This is a genomic window from Pseudomonas sp. 34 E 7, assembly GCF_900005715.1.
GTDB lineage: Bacteria > Pseudomonadota > Gammaproteobacteria > Pseudomonadales > Pseudomonadaceae > Aquipseudomonas > Aquipseudomonas orientalis_A.
In genome coordinates this window covers 30,017-50,289 of sequence record NZ_CVTX01000145.1, presented here as the reverse complement: position 1 = coordinate 50,289, position 20,273 = coordinate 30,017, and the positions used below count along the sequence as shown (strand labels likewise).

The window sequence follows — 20,273 nt, the reverse complement described above, 5'->3', positions numbered from 1 at the left end:
AGAAATACCATGTGTGGAATTGTTGGCGCAGTCGCCGAACGTAACGTAACGGCCATCCTGATCGAAGGCCTCAAGCGCCTGGAATACCGTGGCTATGACAGCGCCGGTGTGGCGGTCTTCACCAACGCCGGCAAGCTGGAGCGTATGCGCCGTCCGGGTAAAGTCAGCGAGTTGGACCAGGCCCTGGCCGGTGAGCCACTGGCAGGCCGCCTGGGCATCGCCCACACCCGCTGGGCCACCCACGGTGCGCCGTGCGAGCGCAACGCTCACCCGCATTTCTCGGGTGACCTGGCCGTGGTGCACAACGGCATCATCGAAAACCACGAAGTGCTGCGCGAACAACTCAAGGGCCTGGGCTATGTATTTACCTCGGACACCGATACCGAAGTCATCGCCCACCTGCTCAACCACAAGCTCAAGGACCACAGCGACCTGACCACCGCCCTCAAGGCCACGGTCAAGGAACTGCATGGCGCCTACGGCCTGGCCGTGATCAGCGCCAGCCAGCCGGACCGCCTGGTTGCCGCGCGCAGTGGCAGCCCACTGGTGATCGGCCTGGGCCTGGGCGAGAACTTCCTCGCCTCCGACCAACTCGCCCTGCGCCAGGTCACCGACCGCTTCATGTACCTGGAAGAAGGCGATATCGCTGACATCCGCCGTGAAAGCGTGCAGATCTGGGACGTCAACGGTCAGTCCGTCGAGCGCGAAGCCGTGCAATACCGCGACGGTGCCGAAGCCGCCGACAAAGGCGAATTCCGCCACTTCATGCTCAAGGAAATCCACGAGCAGCCTTCCGTGGTACAGCGCACCCTCGAAGGTCGCCTGAGCCAGAACCAGGTGCTGGTCAACGCCTTCGGCCCACAAGCCGCCGAGCTGTTCGCCAAAGTGCGCAACGTGCAAATCGTCGCCTGCGGCACCAGCTACCACGCCGGCATGGTTGCGCGTTACTGGCTCGAAGAACTGGCCGGCATCCCGTGCCAGGTCGAAGTTGCCAGCGAGTTCCGCTACCGCAAAGTGGTGGTGCAGCCCGACACCCTGTTCGTGACCATCTCCCAGTCCGGCGAAACCGCCGACACCCTGGCCGCCCTGCGCAACGCCAAGGAGCTGGGCTTCCTCGGCAGCCTGGCGATCTGCAACGTCAGCATCAGCTCCCTGGTGCGTGAATCGGACCTGACCCTGCTGACCCAGGCCGGTCGCGAAATCGGCGTCGCCTCGACCAAAGCCTTCACCACCCAACTGGTCGGCCTGTTGCTGCTGACCCTGTCCCTCGGTCAAGTACGCGGCACCCTCGCCGAAGGCGTTGAGGCCACCCTGGTAGAAGAGCTGCGCCGCCTGCCGACCCGCCTGGGCGAAGCCCTGGCCATGGACGGCACCGTGGAAAAAGTCGCCGAACTGTTCGCCGACAAGAACCACACCCTGTTCCTCGGCCGTGGCGCGCAATACCCTGTGGCCATGGAAGGTTCGCTGAAACTCAAGGAAATTTCGTACATCCACGCCGAAGCCTACCCGGCCGGCGAGCTGAAGCACGGCCCACTGGCCCTGGTGGATGACGACATGCCGGTTGTCACCGTGGCGCCGAACAACGAACTGCTGGAAAAGCTCAAATCCAACCTGCAGGAAGTACGCGCCCGTGGCGGCCAACTGATTGTGTTTGCCGACGAGAAGGCCGGCATGACCAACGGTGAAGGCACTCACGTGATCAACATGCCGCACATCCACGACACCCTGTCGCCGATCCTCTACACCATTCCGCTCCAGTTGCTGTCGTACTACGTCGCCGTGCTCAAGGGCACCGACGTTGACCAGCCGCGCAACCTGGCGAAGTCGGTGACGGTGGAATAAGCCTCACTGGCGTACCGAAAGGGTGGTTTTAGAGAATTAAAACTGTCGCGGGAGAATTAAAACTGTCGCAAGAGCCGGTGAGGTCTGTCCTCTCGTCTCCTGCGATGCCCCCGGCCCTTCGCTTGTTACCCCCCTTCCTATACCCCCAACGGGCCGCTCCATGCTGTTGCGAATCCAACCCGATGAATCGCTCCGTTCGTATGTGGAGCGAAATCTATTCTTACAACCGCACAGTCCTGCTTTAGAGATTTTTAGGGCACCGGAATTCCGCTACTGCCGCTGGCGTAGTAAACAAGTAATCTCCATCGCTAATATGTTCGGGTGGCATGGTTGTTACGGATTTAACAAGTTAGTGCATTCGCATACCGACTACCCTGTTCATGGTGTCTTAAAGTCAAAGAGCAGCTTCTCGTACTCGGCGTCTGAGTTTGTATCCAAGTCCTACTGCTTTGATAACTTCTCAGAAACACGCTCCTATTGCCCATTGTGCGCCAAAGAAGACTCTCATGTGCGAGGGTATTCATATTGGAAACGTATTCATTCTCGAATAACTGTATGCGCTTATCCGTTTTCTGTTAGGTCCAGTTTCCGGGCATCTGTTGACGATGACAAACCGTCATTACACGCTCATATCATATCGCGCATTTCTACGCACGTGAATGAACGATACAGGCCCCTCAAATTCCTTATATGAGGCTAGTTCAGATATTCGAATTGCGCGATATCGCGCAGAAAATATTTATAACGTGCTGAATTTCATATTTTTATTTTTGTTTTTCGGTGCTCTGATGTGCTGAATGTGCTCGGCGTACTCAGTGTGCTCGCCGTGCTGCAGGGTATAGGGTGTGGGAAGAGGGGCATGGCGAGGTAGGGATGCATCCATTTTTCGCACCTGAAGGCACGATCGCCTTCATCAATAGCGGACCTTCGAAGTCGGAGAGAGGAAACCCTATTGCGCACTTCAGCTCATATAGGCTTTCATCCGAACAACAAGGTGGAGACTTTTATGTACCTCGCTGAGCTGACTATTAAGAATTTCCGCAAGCTACGTGACGCCAAGCTGAAATTTCAGCCTGGGTTGAATGTGCTGGTAGGTCCAAACAATGTTGGCAAAAGCGCTGTAGTGGATGCGCTTCGGACCCTTCTCGCCGGTCATGACGAACCGTATCCCCGCCTTGATATCGCCGACCGGCACCGTCCGCTTGAAGGCGAGCCGGCTGGCGACATCAGCTTCCATTTTGTCTTTCGTGATTTAAGTCACGATGATGAAGCGGACTTTATCGCTGCGCTCAAGCCTGCTGCTGATAAGACCATGGAAGCCCATATCCATGTCCGCTATACCGACGCAGATCAGACAGGACGCTTCAGGGTGAAGCGTTGGTGTGGCGATCATCAGGACGTGGTCCTTACCTCAGACATGATGGAAAACCTCAGGGGCGTTTATCTCCAACCCCTGCGGGATGCCGCTCAGGGACTTCGACCCAGCCGCAACAGCCAGCTGGCACGCCTGCTTCACATGCTCACGGATGAACCAGGCCGTGACGCGATTAACCAAGCATTGAAGGAACTGGACGAAAAGCTCCAACAGACCGAAGCGATCCAGAACACCCATACCGCGATTTCGTCCCGACACGGCCTGATGATGGGTGATCAATTGGCACAGACACTCTCTGTTGGGCTTAGCGCGACGGACTTTCAGCGGTTATCTGCTCGGCTTTCCCTCACGGCTCAAGCAATGGAAATTGAGCAGAATGGCCTGGGTTTCAACAACCTGATTTTCATGGCGGTAGTGCTAAGCGAGCTGGCCAAGAATCCGGACGCCGCGTATCGCAGCTTGATTGTTGAAGAGCCGGAAGCCCATTTGCATCCTCAGCTGCAGCGCGTGTTGTTGCGCTACCTCGCAGGCGTGCCAACGAGCGAAGGTGAAAAGGCGGTGCAGCTGTTCGTCACCAGTCACTCCCCCAATTTTGCCAGCAACTCTAAGCTCGAATCCCTGGTGTGTTTGGTTGAGAACGATGCCGGCGTAGAGACCTTCTTCCCGCGCGACATCAAGTTCGGTAAGGGCAAACGCGAAAAGCTGGAGCGCTATCTGGACGTGACCCGAGCCGAACTTTTTTTTGCTCGCCGGGTAATATTCGTGGAAGGCGCCGCCGAGCTCATGCTCGTCGATGCTCTGGCCACGCTCATGGGGCTGGACCTGCGAAAGTTCGGGATCAGTCTGATCAGTGTCGAAGGACTCAATTTCGATTCTTTCCTACCCTTGTTCGGTGAAAACGGACTTCGGATCCCGGTTGCCGTCGTAACCGACGCCGATCCTTTCGAGGAGGAAGAGGCCAACGGGCTTGCGGAAGGTGCGCTGGATGCAGGTGACATCGAAGACATTCTCGCCGAGGCTGCGTATCTCGAAGAAATGGATGCCCCTGTCGCCGACGGTCCTGACGCGGATGATCCGTTGGCTGAGCCTGCGAAGAAAAAGAAGAAGCTAAAACGGAAAGAAGTCTACCCGTCGCTGGGAGACGAAGTGAGGCTGTCGAGCAACACCGTCAAGATGAAGAAATCGGAAGACGCTTTCGTCAAAGTGTTCCACGGTTTGAAAACGCTGGAATACGACCTTGCATTGCTTGAGGCGAACCGCGACCCGATGCTCAAGGCTTTGGCAGACCCTCATCCGATCATTTCGGCAGCGCTACGCAAGATCGTCGATGCTCAGCCAGACAACACTGCGAAGGCGAAAGCGCTGTTTTGCGGTATGTTCGAGCGTAAAGCGAGTAGCGGTAACCTGCAGAAGGGCCGGTTTGCCCAGGCTTTGGCTGAACAGATTTCCAGCACGCCAACGTGTGAAGTACCTGACTATCTTCGCAAGGCGATTGAGCATGTCTGTCAGGGAGCGATCAAGCCATGAAGCTCTCCGATGAGCAGAAGGAAATAATCAATGCGCCTCTTGGACCTATCGCTGTTACAGCCTGCGCCGGTAGCGGCAAGACGTCCACGGCGATCAGGCGGCTGATTGCCGTCCGGCAAAAAATGGAAAATAGTCGGGGTCGGGTTGTACTTTTGTCGTTCTCGAATGTTGCGGTCAATACCTTCAACAAAGGCTACGCCCAGCTCGCTTCAGACCTTCCAGATGATGCAAACCGCAAACGCGTGGAAGTGGACACGCTAGACGGCTTCTTCACCCAGCATGTGCTGCGTCCCCACGCTTATCGAACAATGTCCTCAGACCAAGCTGCGTACCTTGTATCCGGTACCGAGCCGTTCCTAGCAAACTTTAAATACTGGCCTGAGGAAGGACGTCCGACCCACATCAAGGACGTCAAAGTGGGGCTGGAGCATGGGAACTTCTACTTCTTTACCGGCACCCTCGATGATTTGGTGAAGCTCGATACCGCTAAGGCATTAGATGCGATCAGGCGTCTGGGCCGCATTGGGGCCTACACGCACGAGCTTGGCCGGTATTGGGTGTACCGTACGTTGGTCGGGCAACCAGCAGTCTTGCGAGCGCTTGCCGCCCGCTACCCGCAGATTTTGGTTGATGAGTCCCAGGATCTGGGCACCTTGCATCAGGCTATTTTGGAATTGCTCATCAAGGCTGGAGTTCAAGTCTCGCTCATCGGTGACGTAAACCAGGGCATTTACGGTTTCGCAGGAGCTGACGGTTCATTCCTGGGCACCTATTACAACCGTGCGGGGGTGAATGACTACAAGCTCTCGCGCAATTATCGTTCACTGCCTCCAATCATCAGCATCGCTAATTCACTCTGTGGCCGCGAGGATGAGGCCGATCGGGAGCCTGAAAACGGGGGGGCGTACTTCGTCGGGTACAAGGACTCCGAGCTTCCCAAGCTTTTTGAATCATTCAAAGCGCAAATTGATGACTTGGGCATGCAATATCAAGATGCGGTGATCCTCAGCCGGGGGACTGACCGGGCGGCAGTGCTATCCGGCAAAGCTGCTCCCCCAGGTCAAGGTACGGTCGCTCTTTTCACCAAAGCAGCATTGGTCCGAGACCAGCAAGGCCGCTATCAAGACTGCTTCAAGCTTGTGTGCCGAGCGGTGGAGGGTTTGATGGATAAGCCACCGCATGGCCTCAGCACTCACCTTCAGGGTGCCCCGCAGGATGCATGGATGCTTGGGCTTAGACGACTGCTGTGGGGGTTCATCCGCGACGCTGAGGCCGGGCTACCTTCATCTACGCTTTTGGCTAAAACCGAGTGGCATCCCCAATTACTGACCAATCTCAAAAAGCTTCTCTCGACCACCGAAGGGCAATTTGGGTTGAAGGCTGCAGACAGACTGGGCAACAAGCTGGCTAAAACCGGGTTGTTGGATCTTCCCCTAACTGGTGCGGTAGAGGAGAAAGATCGGGGCCCCGGGATTAGAGTGGAAACCATCCACCAGGTGAAGGGCGAGTCTATCGGTGCGGTTCTGTACGTAACCAAAAAGCCGAACGTTGACGCCTTGCTTGCCGGCACCCTTACCGAGGAAGGTCGCATCGGCTATGTCGCTGTGACCAGAGCGCGGAACCTGTTCTGGCTGGCCGTGCCACATACTTGCTTGAAAGCACTTCGCCCGAATCTGATTGCCGCTGGTTTTCAAGAGGTTCCTGCCCGCAAGTAGCCCAGGATCAAGCGGCATTGCTCAGATGGGCATCATTCGCATAAACCCTCATGTAGGGCACTCAACGAATACGCGCACGTGCTGTGGCTGTTACTTCGACGAGGGCCATAGCGTCCAGATGGGAAGGGTGCCGCCAATGAGATGGTCTTGGTCGTTCCCAGTCTCCGAGAGCGTGGCTTTCCACGAGTAACGCGTCGTATCTATCGCCTGGTGATCACACTGGGTGCTCGACGAGTTCAGGGTTTGATGGCAACGAATTCATTTGCTGCCGCGACCTTCGCCTTACTCAGCTTACCGGCCTTACCAGCCATCTTCTCAGGGTTAAAGGCTGGCCATTTATCGCCTAGACCGCGGACAAGATAACGATTTGTCCGATCTTGTTCGGTGTTCCCGGGTTCGTAATAGTCTGCCTGCTTGTAGGAAATTAGCTCTAAGTGATACAGACGATTCAACGAACCTGGGATCTGATGTATGGGCACGCCGGCCAATCTGGAGATGGTCGAGTAGTTGATGGTAGCGATGTTAAAATTGTTTTTGTTTCTGAACGCGCAGATCACAAGAAACACCTTCAACGAATATAAACTCAAAGCGCTGAATTCAAACTGGTGCAGCACGAGCAGCTGAGTCTTACTTCCATCATATAGCCTGGACTTGGGTAGCTTTCCATGGAAGCTCTCCTCCCATCCGGCCATCTGCAATACAGTTCCCTCGCATATAGGCTTGTTGTATTTTTCAAGCAGCCCAACCTCGACAAGGCGCTTGAGTGATCGAGCAACGATCGGCCTCGACAACCCAGATAGAGCAATCAATTTTGGGTATGTCGTTTTCAGCTGCCCTGTGTAGTAGTCCGCAAGCATGCACAAGCTGATGAAAAGTCTCAGCGCGCCAAGGCTTGTGTTTTGTTCCAGCAGGCAACGTTCTCCATTTCCTAAGCGGCTATCGAACACGGCGACACCACCGCTTTGAATCCACTTGATAGGGAGACGAGCAAAATCAGGCTTGTCGGTAGTGCTCATAAATCAGCTCCGCTTCCATACGACGGCGACGACAGCCACCGAAAGGGTAATCACGGCACACAGTGCCAAGTTGAGAGGATCCGCTGTGAGTGCGGCCGAGAAAATGCTGCTGATTGAATCCATGGTGATGCGCTCCAAAACCAATTCAGGAGCCATTTCACATCCACCCCACAACAGCATCTAGATGATCCATTATCGTAAAATTGCAAGCAAGCCCGCTAAATACGTGGGTTTGACGCATTTTTGATTAGTTAATCTCACACCTCCTTAAAGGCAAAAAACAGTCATCAAAAATGCTAAAGTGAATCAATATCTGGAAACTGATTGGTGGCTTATGGCTGGGTTTGTAGAGCTGGATTTGAGGGAAAGGCTGAGAGCACCCAAAGCGGTTCCTTACGCTCGTCGGGTTTCTGAAGGCCACTTCGTTTTGGAGGTTGCTACACCTGAGGGCGTTCAAATTTTGCAGCGGCAACGAGGTGGAGATCGTGTCTTCAAGACGTTCGAAGCGCTGCTCGGCTTGCTGGCCAAAGAAGGTGTGGTGGAGTTCGCAGTTGTCTTGGATAAGGCAAAGGTAATCCCAGGAGGGCCACCGATTCCTTGGGGTGGGCGTGCCCCCCAGGAAGAGATGTCACGCGCTTCTTGGCGGCATGATTTCGACATCCCGTTTTAAACTGCCCCCGTAACCCAGCAAACATCTCGTCATAGCCTGGTGGGTTAAGCGAAGATGCTCCACTTCGTGTACTGGGAGCCAACGCCCTCCGCTTCATGCGACTGTCGTATGGCCGACTGATTTCGGGTCCTGTATCAACAGATACGGTCTTCCGTCTTGGATTAGGGGTATCGCTGAATACCCTCGCGAATCGGTCCATTCCCAGTGGCATCTGCTAAACAGAATTTACTCGGGAGCGGAGTTTGGACCAAAGCGGTTGGCTAGTACCCGTTAGAAGCAGGCCAGTGGCTACGGCCATTGCTTGGTAGGCGTACAGCAGCCCGAACCGAATTTTTCAGTGCTTGTGCTTTTTAGCCTTTTTCTTACGCTGCTCTAGCTTTTTATCAAATACAATTTTATTCCATTGTTCTGCCATTTCGCCAGCCTGCCTATAAACGCCTCTGCTCATTTTAATACTTTCAAATAGTCCAAGTATCGCAGGAGAGATCTCCATTCTCTGCTTTGTAAGAATGAAAACCATCTGGTGTGAAAACACACAAACACACAGGGCCGTCAATAAGAGCGTTATCTGAATCCACAGGGATTCTGCGGGCGCGAATGCACCGGAGTTAATCTGTATCAGGTAATAGTTAAATACGCCTATGATGAAAAGCTGAAGTCCAATCATGGAACGCGTCATGGCCTTAGGAAGCCGGACACCGACGATCTTTCGTTTTTGCAACGCAAAGCTGTCGTACACGCTTAACAATAAAAATGGGAATCCAGCAAAAGCTATGTCAATGCTTGACAGGCTGTAGTCCGCCGAAGAGATGTTTATAATGAATGTAAGTGATAAGCCGCTAAGTAGTGCTATACAGAAATCTTTATTCAGCTCACCATAAAACTCCCTGTAATAGGGGGAGCTTCGTCCAGTCAAAGCTTGAATACAGTCATAGGTGTATACCGTGCCGAGAATCCATGAGACGGATATCGCTGACAGCAGAAAAAAATTCCACCAGGAATGGTATTGAAAACTCAGCTGCCACAAAGTCGATGCGGCAGCGACGAAAAACAGGATGTATTTCATTAGGTTCAGCAATCTCTCATTGGCACGAGTGTTACGTTTGGAGGCTCTCTGATGCCTGCTTTGATCAGCAGTTCATGCATCGCACGGGGTAGCGCTTTTTTCCAGGCTGGCTTAGGTGAGTCACGCGCAATCCAAGAGCGCCTTTACGTCGTCATCGTTGAGCATGAATACACCTGCCGCCACACTTGCTCCTCGTGTGCCCATCACAACCAGGTCTGCGTACATACCTTGAGTTAGTGCAAATCCTTGCTGCTTCCCAGGAGCCGCGAATGCGCCTTTTTGCTCAAGCCCAGCATTCTCGTAAAAATCTATCAGGTCATAGCCGCACAACAGGGCGGTATCGCGCGGATCGTCGATCAGCGCATTGAGAATCTGTGAGCCAATACCGTGGCCGCGAAAATCTGGGAAAACAAAGATTTTGTGACAATAGCGTGGAACGTTTGGGTCTGGATGAACGAACAGCAACGCATAGCCGTAGAGGCAGCCATTTTCATGGCTCATGGCAACCTTCAGTTGCCCTGCTCGGTAGCACTCGTCAAAAATTCCCACTACATGCTTGATGGCCTTTCGGGTTGCCTCTTCTGAAAAGAAAAGAAACTGCATGGCTAGAGTGGGCTGAGCGAGCAGATCCTGAAGCACGCCTTTGGCTTCGTTTTCCAAGATCTGGGGAAGGAAGGTGTCGATCAGTTGTTGATCAGAAAGAGTGGTGTCTAGCATGGATAAGTGCTCCTGCTTTGACTGGATAGCCTGCTTGTTTTCGCATGGACGATACCAGTTGTCCTAGGGTAGAGCGCCGAGCGTACCTGCTACTGTGAGAGTTTGTCATCCGACAAATCATCCAACATGTTGCGGCTTGGATAGCTCGCGGCGCCCTTGCTTATGTACTCGAGTTGAAATCAGGAATGCCTGGTTATTAAGAGCTTAGATGGCCTGGGAGTGCTGATATTCAGCCGGTAGTGAGGCAAGTTTTTTGTCTAGATCTGTCAACTTGATGATCAACACCACTAAATACGAAGTCAGGACAATCACTAGTTAATTTCGGCTATGACCCTTCCCCTGGCAGGAGAATCGGCCCATGCAAACCATGATCCTTTTCTCAGGTGACACCCCGGTCGACGGTTCAACCCATGTCTGGTTGATGACCATCGGTCTCGTTGCCTACTTCATCCTTCGTCGATGACTCTAGGGCCCGGCGGCAGATTAGCCGCCGGTGCTCTGGAAAATAAGTCAAAGCCGGGTCGTTTCTGGCTGCGACAGTTTTGGGTTTCCTCCATAACCGGATGCGTGCGCATAAATATGGGCATGCCTGCGAACTTACGCAGTCGCCCCTCAAGGCGCAATCAACGCCGCGCCGGAAGCCCTTGTCACAGGGGCGGGTCAATACCGTGTCCCCGGGGCTGATCGCCACGCCGCTGTGGTCGAAGTTGTCGGAAGAAGCCCGTCAATCTATGTACGAAGGCGCTGCTGCGCGCTTGCCGACGCGGCGTGTTGGGCAACCGGAAGACGTTACCAACGCTATCGCCTATCTAGCTAGTACGCCTTCCTCGACTGTGCTGGTGGACGGCGGCGCCAGCATTGTTTGATCCGTGTCAGCCTGCTACAAACCGCATCACCTGGGACTTGCGGGAAGCTGATACACGCCCGCTGGGCGAGGACCAAATTTCGCCGTAGGCCACACAGATGTGCCGACTGCTCAAGCTGGTTGAACAACGCAAGCCTGGATAGCAGCGACTACCAGTCTTACAGACTCGTCCTGTAAAGACAGGTTGAGCTCGGGTGAAGGGAAAGGCACGCTTGCAGGTTAAAGGAATGAGGAACCCAAGTAGGGAAAGGGCTGAAAAGTGAAAGGCATGTGAATGGCCCCTGGTTTGCTGGGCATGCCTCGGGTTTAGCTTTTTCACCAACGTATCTAGTTTTTGATAGCAGATGGCCCGTCCAGCTAGCTACGATGACTCTCAGTTATCTGGATTGGGGGGCCGTATGGAGCAAACCGAAATTGAGCCGCTTTTGGCGACGGTATACGCGGTTCTCCGCGCAGAGGGTGCTGATGAGGCGGCGGAGGTAGTCCGCGGTCATCCTGCGAATGCGGAACTGACAGGCAGCGACAACTGGAATGGCGGAACCAACTATTGGGAAATCCACTTCATCATTCCTGCTTTGGAGTACGCCAAACTCGGGGTCAAACGGGTCCAGCTCCAGGAAAGGATCACAACCGCGCTGAGGACGGTAACCGAGCACGAGCAAAGCGACGCGTACTCAGCGCTGATCGTGCCTGCACGTGAGTATCATGTGGATTGGCGCTCCGGGAAGTCTTCCAACCTACCGAAATCGGTGCGGCAAAACATCACGGATGGCCTACGTCTTGAGAACGTGAAGTGGTATGGGGAGCTCAACGATGTTGAGTTTCTGAGTCGGCTGTATGAGCTTGAAACCCTTCCTTCCACGGACAGTCGCTACAAAGACGCCGTCGGCGACATTTGGCAACATCGCTATAACAACGATGACTGGGAGGATGACTGGGTCTTCAGCGACTCCCGATTCAACCTCTTCGATGGGAGTGCTGAGGCATTTCTCCGGTTTCTCTGCGAAACGGTGCACCCCGTAGTTCGCCCCCAACGAGAAGAAGCGATTAAGCTCGTTGAGCATTTCAACGATCAACTCCAGAACGCCGGCTGGGAGTTGTATCAGGAGCAGCAAATCGCCGGCCGCCCACGCTTTTCCTACCGTTTGATAAGCAGCCCTTCGACAGAAGCGAACGCAACTAGGTCGGTCATGCGAGCGAGAGTTGTTGTCGAGGCGCTGAGCGCTGGATGGATGGCGAAGCAAATTGAACGTCTGGAATATGCCGTCGATTCAGACCCCGAATTGGCGATCGGGACAGCCAAAGAACTGGTGGAAAGCTGCTGCAAGTCCATTCTCACGAAACGAGAAATTCCGTTCACCAAGGCCGATGACCTAGGCAATCTGACAAAGAAGGTTACCAAAGCATTGCAGCTGGTTCCCGACGGAGTCAGTGAAGCAGCTAAGGGCGCTGAAAACATCAAAAATATCCTCCGCAACCTCACTCAGTTGACCAGCAATCTCACGCAGTTGAGAGGTTTGTACGGTACCGGACATGGCAAGGACGGCCAACATCGCGGGCTGCAGCCCAGGCATGCTCGGCTTGCGGTTGCCGCAGCAGTGGCATTTATCGATTTCGTATCGGAAACGCATCGATACCGAGAAGCTTCCGAGCCGCAGAGGTAAGAGCTTGGCAGATCCGTTGTTTGATGGACCCGATGGGCATAGCCTCGACCGGCTCGCTTCCAGTCAGATGCTGCTATATACCCCTGCGGGCTGGCGCCCGCTGTGGCCGAGAAAAAACTTAACGCGATGTCCTAAATTAGTTGACCACTACACTTTAAAAACTGCTCAAAGCAGCGTCAGTGTTGGCTTCGACAGCTTTGCGTGCTCTCAAGAGGTAGGCGCGCGCCCAATGAAACTGGGCCTTCTTGCGACAGTTTTAGTTCTCAAAAACCAGCCGCACTGGATTCAGGGTTGGGCTTCGGTGCACGCTGGTCGAAGCTTAATGCTGGCAGCCGCTAATCATCGGCATTCGACGTTGCCAGAGCTAGCCGCTAAAATTGTGGGAAATCAATACAAATGAGGCACCTATGATTGGCCGATCCATTCACGAATGTGTTGATCTTGTTTTGCTTGGAGATGCAGCCAATACAATTCTCGAGAGTACCAAGGAACGTCTAGCTCGCGCTGGCGGAGATCTCAAAATCGAGGAAGCGGCCAGCAAATGCCTTGAAAGCCTAGATCTTGCGAGCTCAGCCGGAGACTGTTCGCTGGATGATGTCAGGACTGTCAAGCGGGAGCTCAAGATTGCAGTGCGCGATCGGCGCTTCGAGCTGAATCCTTTCGACTAATGTGCAGTCATTGTCGTTTGCTTTACTTGTTCCTTGGCTCAAGAAGCACGACAGGCGATCAATCAGCCTTCCCTGGCCTTCATACCCATCCCGCTGACGCCCAGCGCGCCCACCATTCGACCACTTTGCCGGCAAACCTCTCTAACTGGCCTGAGGCTCCTCCGACTAAGAAGGGCTCCGCATCCGTACACACCCTGGAGGCTATGCACTTTTTCCACCAAGTCTGTTTTTGTGGTTGACCTTTCTGTGCTTTTTAGCTAAGTTTTCGATACGGCTTTATTCGTGGCCGGCGAAAGCAAGTTACGGATTCTCTTTCTCGCTAATTTTAAATAGTGAGAGGTGGATCTTTGCATTCGCGAAACCGCCTCTTACTCTGGAGGCAGTTATGTCAGAAATATTACCTTCTCTTCTCCCTATTCCCGAATTTCGCAAGAAGAAGGGACGTGCACTTGCACGCCTTGATCGCGAGCAAAAAATGCTGGAGTCTGGTCCGCTTGGCGCCGAGCGCTTACTTCTCAATATTGCAGTGGACTATATGGAGAGTCACCCAAATATGTCTTGGGACCAGGCTCTCTTCGCGGCGCGAGCTTATCTTAATCGAGCACATGATTAAGCAAGGACAGCCGTGATGAAGAAAATGACAGCTATCACACATAATAACGTAACGTATGAAATCAGGATCGGAAGCTGGTTTCAGCACCTTCACGGAAAAGCCTCGGAAGCACTTCGTGAGGTACATACAGATGACATTATACTTCCGACTGAAAAAACAGTAGCGATCTACAAGACAGAAAAGAGGGCTGAGTACAACGCCCAACCACGCAGGCCTCGTTCATCAGCGAAACAGTACCTCAACGACTGCTCGCTAAGTGATTTTAGGCTTAACTGGGATAAGTTAATCGAATTGCTCAAGAAAAGAATAAATGACGCCTGTATACCCATTATGCTTGCGCAGCATCAGCTATCTGATGCCGAAAGCTATGAGTTAACTAAAGCGGCGTCTAACGGGCATATCAGCGCCATGTATCGGATCGGAGCCTCGCTTGGGGGGGGCCGGAATGATGATTGCCTACTCTGGTTATCGATGGCTCACAACAGAGGTCATCTCGGGGCGTGCTACGAAATGGCATTGCACCTTGCGGCCAAGGGAAATCACATCGACTCTCTACGTTGCTTGATAATATCTGCCGATGGTGGTTTCGATATTGCCTATATGTCTATCTTTCAGATAACCAATCTGAAAAACATGTTCCAAATCCAAGCTGATCCACTTGAAAGCATGTTAAATGAGCTCGCAGAGGCAACACATGCATCAAGCGCCAATTACTTTAAAGGCATACTAAAACTCTTTTCAAATAACCCAACCGCCGGAATAGCCATTTTAAAAAACTTCCTGAAAGAACCTAAAAAAAAGCCTTCTGAACATGATACTGGTGAGGTTTATTACAACCAAATCAGTATTGTCAGTAGCTTCATTGAGGGTGTATTGGCGGACATCGACTCAGGAGTACCTCCACTGATATCCATCTCGACTCGTGGCGAACAGGCTGGTTTCTGCAGCTTCTCAGATTACGATGAGTTTTTCAAAATAGTTCAGAACATACAGCAAGCCGAGTAAAGGGCTATCAATTAACGCAGACAGTCGACAGATCAGCGACCAAGCAATAAAACAGGCGAGGAGTCCCCGCTAGCACAAGCGGGGCGTGGTCACATTGGCGGCGCTAAAAATTTATCGAAGCGTCCGGTTGTCATCTGAATTAGAGTGGTTGCGATTTAAGTTTGTAAAGCCCGGATCGCTATCCATAGTAAATTCTCTAGAAAGTAGGTGCTGAAAATGGAATTTAAGGTGTTGACCGTTGACGCGACGGTGCCGCAGTTAGGTAGAAATACCGTCTATCTAAAAAAGGATAACTGGAATGATTACTCATATGTGACAATGTTTGATATGTCATTGCATGATGCTAATGGGAATTATGTAATCGTCGGTAGCATTAAAATAGCATTCAAAGGACAAACCACAAGCGTTTCTACGTTTTCTACACTGGATAAAAGCTTCACTGAGCTAGATAAAAAATATTTTTCACTTGGTAATAGCGTTGATTTCTATAAAGCTATGGCCAAGCTTAATCGCGATACCAGGCGGACTGTGCTAACAGCGCTACGCGATATAGTGGTCCAGCCAGAAATTATTCAGGAAATTACTGGCGAGGATGTGTTTGGGACTTCTTTATTGAGATATCACAGCCTTTCTGTGGTGAAAGGCCAGTTTGCGCGTATTTTATGGGGTAAAGCAGAGCTTACCGAATACGCCTTTCAATATAGACGACCTGAAGACTTGGATGTGGGCAGCATAACAATGTCGTTTGACGTTTCTGTCGACGTCAAGCCAAACACCAATGTGCACGCGATCATCGGTCGTAATGGTGTAGGTAAGACAACTTTACTCAATGGAATGATTGAATCAGTTAATAACAAAAAGAACCAAGGTTTTTTTCTAGATAAATCTGGGTCTCCTATTGCCTCCGACTATTTTAGTAGCTTGGTGTCTGTTTCGTTCAGTGTGTTCGACCCATTCACTCCGCCTGCTGACCAACCGGACCCTGCAAAAGGTACGTGTTATTTTTATGTTGGCCTTAAAAAAGTGGGAATAGATGATAGCCTGAAAACTCTGCAAGAGTTGCGCGGAGACTGTATAAAATCGCTGGTCGCATGTTTTGGTGCTCCTGGGAAAGTAGATAGCTGGCTAAAAGCTATAGAAAAACTTGGATCAGATGAAAATTTCTCTAGGATGGGCCTTCATCAGCTAGAATCTGTATTTCGTGCTATTAAAGAAGAATTAAGTGGAACAAGCCAGGCGGACTCGCAAACTTTCTACGATAATTATTATCGCAAAGCTTTGCCATATCTAGAAAAAATGAGTTCAGGGCATTCTGTTGTTTTGTTGACAATAACCCGACTAGTTGCTTTAGTCGAAGAAAAAACGCTTGTTCTTTTAGACGAGCCAGAAAGCCACCTGCACCCTCCACTATTGTCAGCTTTTGTTCGAGCATTAGCAGATCTTCTTCACGACCGAAATGGTGTCGCTATTATCGCTACACACTCACCGGTAGTCTTGCAAGAAATACCTAAGTCGTGTGCATGGGTGATAAATAGAGTGGGTAAGGCTTCTGTGACTGGCCGACCTAAAATCGAAACATTTGGAGAGAACGTTGGTGTCATCACTAGTGAGGTTTTCAACTTGGAGGTTGATCGCTCAGGATTTCATGATTTGTTGGCTGCATCTGTTAGAAGTGGGAAGAAATATGAGGAAATAATCAGTGAGTATAGTGGTCAGCTTGGTTTGGAGGGGAGGGCACTGCTTAGGTCTTTAGTGGAAACAAGAGATCAGGAGCGCGCCCATGATGCGTCTTAATTGTGAAAAGTATAATCCTGAATATGTAATCGACCGTTGCATAGAGGGTGTAACTGGAAATGCTGTATTAAGAGCCGGAGTGGAAGGAGCTAAAGCAGAACTTCTAGCCGCTGCTTTACAGTACGAGCAGAGATCAAAAAATGGAAACCTATATACAATTGCGCCAATCGATTTGAAGGCGGGCCCGGATCCAGTTGTAATTGGACTGTTGAAAAAGTCGGATCTGGTTAAAGTTTATGAGCAATATTTGGTTCCGGGCTCTAAACCAGCAAGGGAAATATACGACTATCTATTAGCCGCTGCTCTTGATGACTGTCCTTTTTGCGGTGGACTTGGCACTCCTAGAAATTTAGATCATTTCTTGCCAAAATTTAATTTTCCGCAGTTTGCGATTTTGCCAAGCAATTTAGTGCCCTCATGCAGGGACTGTAATATGGATGCTAAAGCTACTGCATTTGCCGTGGATGCCGAATCTCAAATAATTCAGCCATATACCGATAAAGACTGCTTTTTTACTGAACAATGGATATTTGCCAGTTTTAGACCAGGAAACGCGGAAAAACCTGGTGTTTTTGATTTTATAGTAAAGCCCCCTGTCCATTGGGAGGCTGTAGACAAGGCGAGAGCAACCAAACATTTTGTCGACTTCAATATCGGTGGAAGGTACAGGTCTATTGCGGGTAAGAATGCGATAACGATATTGGCGCAAATGGATCGCATGCGTGATAAAGGATTGTCTGAGCAAGATATTAGGGAAACGATCTTAGATGTGGGTGAGGCTACCGCTCCATTTGTGAATCATTGGAAGATAGGAATGTATCAAGCTCTCATCGCGCATTATTGCCCAAGGGGGAGAGTTGATGTGTCGTGTCTTATTGCTTGCCCACATTGTGATGATGGCTACACCAGTTGCCCGAACTGCCAAGGAGGTCGGGCGGGGGTTACTTGTCCTGATTGCGGCGGAGATGGTTGTTGGTACGATCCGGATGCTGAGAAGTCACGCGATTGCAACCGGTGCGAAGGTGAGGGTGGGGTCAACGCAGACGCCTGTAACTATTGTGATGGTCAGGGAACTGTTCTTTGTGATCCTTGCCAAGGTACAGGCCTTTTGTCCGAAGACGACTGCCTGACTTGCGGTGGGTCGGAAGAGGTCAGGTGTCGACAGTGTCATGGTTCCAGCGGAGCGAACGATGAGGAGGGCCATAGTCACTGTGACGAGTGTCATGACTCAGGGTGGGAAAGCTGTCCGGCATGCCAGTAGCTCTGCTGATTAAAGGAAGGGGCCGGTGAGCAAACACCCATCGGTTTCGTATCGGAATATTCCACCATCTATTGCGCGGAATTGAAGCTAATTTGCCGAACTAGCATCACGCGAAACTACATGACTTGGGCATGGTATGTTCATCAGCCCGATACGATCAGGTTGCTGAGGTCGCCGGGCGGTAAAAGATGGTCAAGCCGCTGAAAGGCTTGTCCTACATGGTGGCGACAGTTTTAATTCTCTAGAGCTTGTGTCTGAACTGTTGTTTTGGCCGCTTGCGACAGTTTTGCGCTTTCTCAGAGATTGGCTGCAGCCCCCTTTTTTCAGGTGGCTCTGCGACAGTTTTAATTCTCTAAAACCAAGGGGCTGTTTCGACAGCCCCTTTTTACGTTCCGTGAATGATCGTTCCCCCGCTCCGCGTGGGAATGCATCCCGTGACGCTCCGCGTCACCAATGCACAGGTGCCGGATTTTGCGCGCTGAAAGCAGGACGCGGAGCGTCCCGGGCGGCGTTCCCACGCGGAGCGTGGGAACGATCAACTTATCAGGGCGGCCGGATTCGCCTGGGCACTCAAGTCGGACGGGTGACCGGTCCAGATACCATCGAGCTGCTGTATCAGTGTCTGACCCTGGAAGGGGAACTGCTTGCTGGCTGGTCACGTGGCACGATTGGCGTTGATCACGCCGGGCGCACGACGTTGAGTTTTATATGGGGTTGGTTGTCGGGAGCAACAGGAGGCGGGGAATCGAGTTATATCGAGATCACGGCCTGACGATCTTGAAAGCACACAGAACCAAGGTGGGAGGGGGCTTGCCCCCGATGCAGTGGTTCAGCCAATTCATAGGTGACTGATACTCCGCCATCGGGGGCAAGCCCCCTCCCACAGTTTGATCTTCATTGGTTTTGAGAAAGGGGTAGGTCAGGTCCACCAGTAACGCACCAGGTGGAAGAAGATCGGCGCCGCAAAGCACACCGAGTCCAGCCTATCCAGCATGCCGCCGTGCCCTTCGATCATGTGTCCCCAGTCCTTCACCCCGCGATCGCGCTTGATCGCCGACATCACAATCCCACCGGCAAAGCCCAGCAAGTTGATCAGCAGCGCGATCAGGAATGACTGCCAGGGATTGAACGGTGTGGCCCACCACAGCGCCGCGCCAATCAGGGATGACAGCAGGATCCCGCCGACAAAACCTTCCACGGTTTTCGACGGCGAGAGGTTGGGCGCGATCTTGTGTTTGCCGAACAGCTTGCCGCACACGTACTGCAGCACGTCGGACAGTTGCACCACGATCACCAGGTAGGCGATCAGCAGCAGGTTACGGCCTTCATAGCCGGGGATGTCCAGCGTCAGCAGCGCCGGGACGAATGACACGCAGAACACTGCGATCATCAGGCCCCATTGCACCTTCGATGCGCGCTCCAGGAAGTGGGTACTGTCGCCGCCCAGGGAGGCGAGGATCGGCAGCAGCAGGAATACGTAGACCGGGATGAAGATCGAGAACAGTCCGTACCAATCGGCGTAGATCAGCACGTACTGCAGCGGCAGGGCCAGGTAGAACGCCGCTACCAGGGCCGGGTAGTCGCTGCGCCGGGTCGGCGTGAGGGTGAGGAATTCGCGCAGGGCGTAGAACGACACCGCGTAGAACAGCAGGATCACCGCGCCGGTGCCGAGCCAGAAGGCGATACCGATGACGACCACCATCACCCACCAGGCGTTGATGCGCGCGTTGAGGTTGTCGATCACCGCATTGGGGTTGCCACGGGTGCGCAGCTTGAGGATCAGGCCGATCAGCGAGGCGGTGACCAGGATCGCGCCGATCCCGCCGAATAACATCAGGGTTTGGCTATCCATCTCAGGAGTGCTCCGGGGCGAGGGCGAGCAGGGCGTCGCGGGTGCGGGCAAGGAACGCGGTTTTGTCTTCGCCTTCTTCCAATTGCAGGGGAGCGCCGAAGCTGGTTGTGCATAACAGCGGCAATGGCAGGACACGCCCCTTGGGCATCACGCGGTTGAGGTTGGCTATCCACACCGGGATCAACTCGGCCTGTGGGTAACTGTTTGCCAAGTGATACAAGCCGCTTTTGAACGGCAGCAGGCCGTCTTCCAGATTGCGCGTACCTTCAGGAAAGATGATCAGCGAGTCGCCACCTTCCAGCGCGGCGAGCATTGGTTGCAGCGGGTTATCCACAGGGTCCTTGCGCTCGCGATCAATCAGTACGCCGTTGAACACGCGGTTGATGATGTAGCGGCGCAGCGCGCTTTTATTCCAGTAGTCGCTGCCGGCCACAGGGCGGGTGAATTTGCGCAAGTTCTGCGGCAGCGACGCCCATACCAGCACGAAGTCGCCGTGGCTGCTGTGATTGGCGAAATAAATGCGTTGCACCGGCACCGGCGCGCAACCCAGCCACAGGCTGCGAGCGCCCGTGACGGTGCGGGCCATGGAGGTAATCAGTGTGGCGACCACGGGTTCGAACATG

16 protein-coding genes and 1 pseudogene are annotated in these 20,273 nt (G+C 52.8%); 12 read left to right on the top strand and 5 right to left on the bottom strand.

Annotation, left to right across the window (positions count from 1 at the left end; translation table 11 throughout):
* Nucleotides 1–9: 9 nt before the first annotated feature.
* The 3 genes from glmS (at nucleotide 10) to BFP96_RS14780 (ending at nucleotide 6,459) form a co-directional block, all read left to right on the top strand.
* Nucleotides 10–1,842: a glutamine--fructose-6-phosphate transaminase (isomerizing) gene (glmS, locus tag BFP96_RS14790; RefSeq protein WP_065936488.1), complete on the top strand. Its 1,833-nt coding sequence runs from the start codon at nucleotides 10–12 to the stop codon at nucleotides 1,840–1,842.
* A 1,006-nt stretch (nucleotides 1,843–2,848) separates the two neighbouring features.
* Complete coding sequence (locus BFP96_RS14785; protein ID WP_065936487.1) at nucleotides 2,849–4,744, top strand: ATP-dependent nuclease; 1,896 nt, start codon at nucleotides 2,849–2,851, stop codon at nucleotides 4,742–4,744.
* Entirely contained in the window at nucleotides 4,741–6,459 is a 1,719-nt protein-coding gene (locus tag BFP96_RS14780; RefSeq protein WP_065936486.1) for a UvrD-helicase domain-containing protein, read from the top strand. Before BFP96_RS14785 ends, BFP96_RS14780 begins: the two co-directional genes overlap by 4 nt.
* A 236-nt stretch (nucleotides 6,460–6,695) precedes the next feature.
* Here the strand turns inward: BFP96_RS14780 and BFP96_RS14775 are convergent, their stop codons facing one another.
* Nucleotides 6,696–7,475, bottom strand: a complete 780-nt coding sequence (locus tag BFP96_RS14775) for a hypothetical protein (RefSeq protein WP_065936485.1) — start codon at nucleotides 7,473–7,475, stop codon at nucleotides 6,696–6,698.
* Nucleotides 7,476–7,776: 301 nt separating this feature from the next.
* Between BFP96_RS14775 and BFP96_RS14770 the strand changes: the two genes are divergently transcribed.
* On the top strand, nucleotides 7,777–8,145 hold the full coding sequence (locus BFP96_RS14770; RefSeq protein WP_242522231.1) for a hypothetical protein: 369 nt from the start codon (nucleotides 7,777–7,779) through the stop codon (nucleotides 8,143–8,145).
* Nucleotides 8,146–8,479: 334 nt separating this feature from the next.
* Here the strand turns inward: BFP96_RS14770 and BFP96_RS14765 are convergent, their stop codons facing one another.
* Entirely contained in the window at nucleotides 8,480–9,211 is a 732-nt protein-coding gene (locus tag BFP96_RS14765) for a hypothetical protein (protein ID WP_065936483.1), read from the bottom strand.
* A gap of 120 nt (nucleotides 9,212–9,331) precedes the next feature.
* Complete coding sequence (locus tag BFP96_RS14760) at nucleotides 9,332–9,928, bottom strand: GNAT family N-acetyltransferase (RefSeq protein ID WP_065936482.1); 597 nt, start codon at nucleotides 9,926–9,928, stop codon at nucleotides 9,332–9,334.
* Between the two features lie 668 nt (nucleotides 9,929–10,596).
* Here BFP96_RS14760 and BFP96_RS29205 point away from each other — a divergent pair.
* From BFP96_RS29205 to BFP96_RS31310, 8 genes and pseudogenes are all read left to right on the top strand, one after another.
* Nucleotides 10,597–10,794 carry an SDR family oxidoreductase gene (locus BFP96_RS29205; RefSeq protein ID WP_218188738.1) on the top strand — a complete coding sequence of 66 codons (198 nt, stop codon included), beginning with the start codon at nucleotides 10,597–10,599 and terminating at the stop codon, nucleotides 10,792–10,794.
* A gap of 397 nt (nucleotides 10,795–11,191) precedes the next feature.
* A complete protein-coding gene (locus BFP96_RS14755) occupies nucleotides 11,192–12,457 on the top strand; it encodes an abortive infection family protein (RefSeq protein ID WP_065936481.1) in 1,266 nt (421 codons plus the stop codon).
* Nucleotides 12,458–12,864: 407 nt separating this feature from the next.
* Nucleotides 12,865–13,125 (top strand): hypothetical protein, encoded by a 261-nt coding sequence (locus BFP96_RS14750; protein ID WP_027610296.1) that lies wholly within the window; start codon nucleotides 12,865–12,867, stop codon nucleotides 13,123–13,125.
* 385 nt (nucleotides 13,126–13,510) lie between these two features.
* Nucleotides 13,511–13,738, top strand: a complete 228-nt coding sequence (locus BFP96_RS14745) for a hypothetical protein (RefSeq protein WP_065936480.1) — start codon at nucleotides 13,511–13,513, stop codon at nucleotides 13,736–13,738.
* Nucleotides 13,739–13,753: 15 nt separating this feature from the next.
* A complete protein-coding gene (locus BFP96_RS14740; protein WP_065936479.1) occupies nucleotides 13,754–14,743 on the top strand; it encodes a hypothetical protein in 990 nt (329 codons plus the stop codon).
* A gap of 216 nt (nucleotides 14,744–14,959) precedes the next feature.
* Nucleotides 14,960–16,537 carry an AAA family ATPase gene (locus tag BFP96_RS14735; RefSeq protein WP_065936478.1) on the top strand — a complete coding sequence of 526 codons (1,578 nt, stop codon included), beginning with the start codon at nucleotides 14,960–14,962 and terminating at the stop codon, nucleotides 16,535–16,537.
* Nucleotides 16,524–17,798 (top strand): hypothetical protein, encoded by a 1,275-nt coding sequence (locus BFP96_RS29200; RefSeq protein ID WP_177343732.1) that lies wholly within the window; start codon nucleotides 16,524–16,526, stop codon nucleotides 17,796–17,798. Before BFP96_RS14735 ends, BFP96_RS29200 begins: the two co-directional genes overlap by 14 nt.
* Nucleotides 17,799–18,333: 535 nt before the next feature.
* Nucleotides 18,334–18,570: pseudogene (locus BFP96_RS31310) on the top strand (hypothetical protein); the annotation flags it as partial.
* A gap of 147 nt (nucleotides 18,571–18,717) precedes the next feature.
* Here BFP96_RS31310 and BFP96_RS14725 read toward each other — a convergent pair.
* Together BFP96_RS14725 and BFP96_RS14720 are read right to left on the bottom strand one after the other, a co-directional pair.
* Entirely contained in the window at nucleotides 18,718–19,650 is a 933-nt protein-coding gene (locus tag BFP96_RS14725) for a phosphatidate cytidylyltransferase (protein WP_065897798.1), read from the bottom strand.
* A gap of 1 nt (nucleotide 19,651) precedes the next feature.
* Nucleotides 19,652–20,272: a lysophospholipid acyltransferase family protein gene (locus BFP96_RS14720; RefSeq protein ID WP_065886684.1), complete on the bottom strand. Its 621-nt coding sequence runs from the start codon at nucleotides 20,270–20,272 to the stop codon at nucleotides 19,652–19,654.
* Nucleotide 20,273 lies beyond the last annotated feature (1 nt).

Coding starts and splice junctions, on each gene's coding strand:
- BFP96_RS14725 (WP_065897798.1), bottom strand. CDS start 19,650: ATGGATAGCCAAACCCTGATGTTATTCGGCGGGATCGGCGCGATCCTG.
- BFP96_RS14775 (WP_065936485.1), bottom strand. CDS start 7,475: ATGAGCACTACCGACAAGCCTGATTTTGCTCGTCTCCCTATCAAGTGG.
- BFP96_RS14785 (WP_065936487.1), top strand. CDS start 2,849: ATGTACCTCGCTGAGCTGACTATTAAGAATTTCCGCAAGCTACGTGAC.
- BFP96_RS14750 (WP_027610296.1), top strand. CDS start 12,865: ATGATTGGCCGATCCATTCACGAATGTGTTGATCTTGTTTTGCTTGGA.
- BFP96_RS29200 (WP_177343732.1), top strand. CDS start 16,524: ATGATGCGTCTTAATTGTGAAAAGTATAATCCTGAATATGTAATCGAC.
- BFP96_RS14755 (WP_065936481.1), top strand. CDS start 11,192: ATGGAGCAAACCGAAATTGAGCCGCTTTTGGCGACGGTATACGCGGTT.
- BFP96_RS14760 (WP_065936482.1), bottom strand. CDS start 9,928: ATGCTAGACACCACTCTTTCTGATCAACAACTGATCGACACCTTCCTT.
- BFP96_RS14745 (WP_065936480.1), top strand. CDS start 13,511: ATGTCAGAAATATTACCTTCTCTTCTCCCTATTCCCGAATTTCGCAAG.
- glmS (WP_065936488.1), top strand. CDS start 10: ATGTGTGGAATTGTTGGCGCAGTCGCCGAACGTAACGTAACGGCCATC.
- BFP96_RS14735 (WP_065936478.1), top strand. CDS start 14,960: ATGGAATTTAAGGTGTTGACCGTTGACGCGACGGTGCCGCAGTTAGGT.
- BFP96_RS14720 (WP_065886684.1), bottom strand. CDS start 20,272: ATGTTCGAACCCGTGGTCGCCACACTGATTACCTCCATGGCCCGCACC.
- BFP96_RS14765 (WP_065936483.1), bottom strand. CDS start 9,211: ATGAAATACATCCTGTTTTTCGTCGCTGCCGCATCGACTTTGTGGCAG.
- BFP96_RS14780 (WP_065936486.1), top strand. CDS start 4,741: ATGAAGCTCTCCGATGAGCAGAAGGAAATAATCAATGCGCCTCTTGGA.
- BFP96_RS14740 (WP_065936479.1), top strand. CDS start 13,754: ATGAAGAAAATGACAGCTATCACACATAATAACGTAACGTATGAAATC.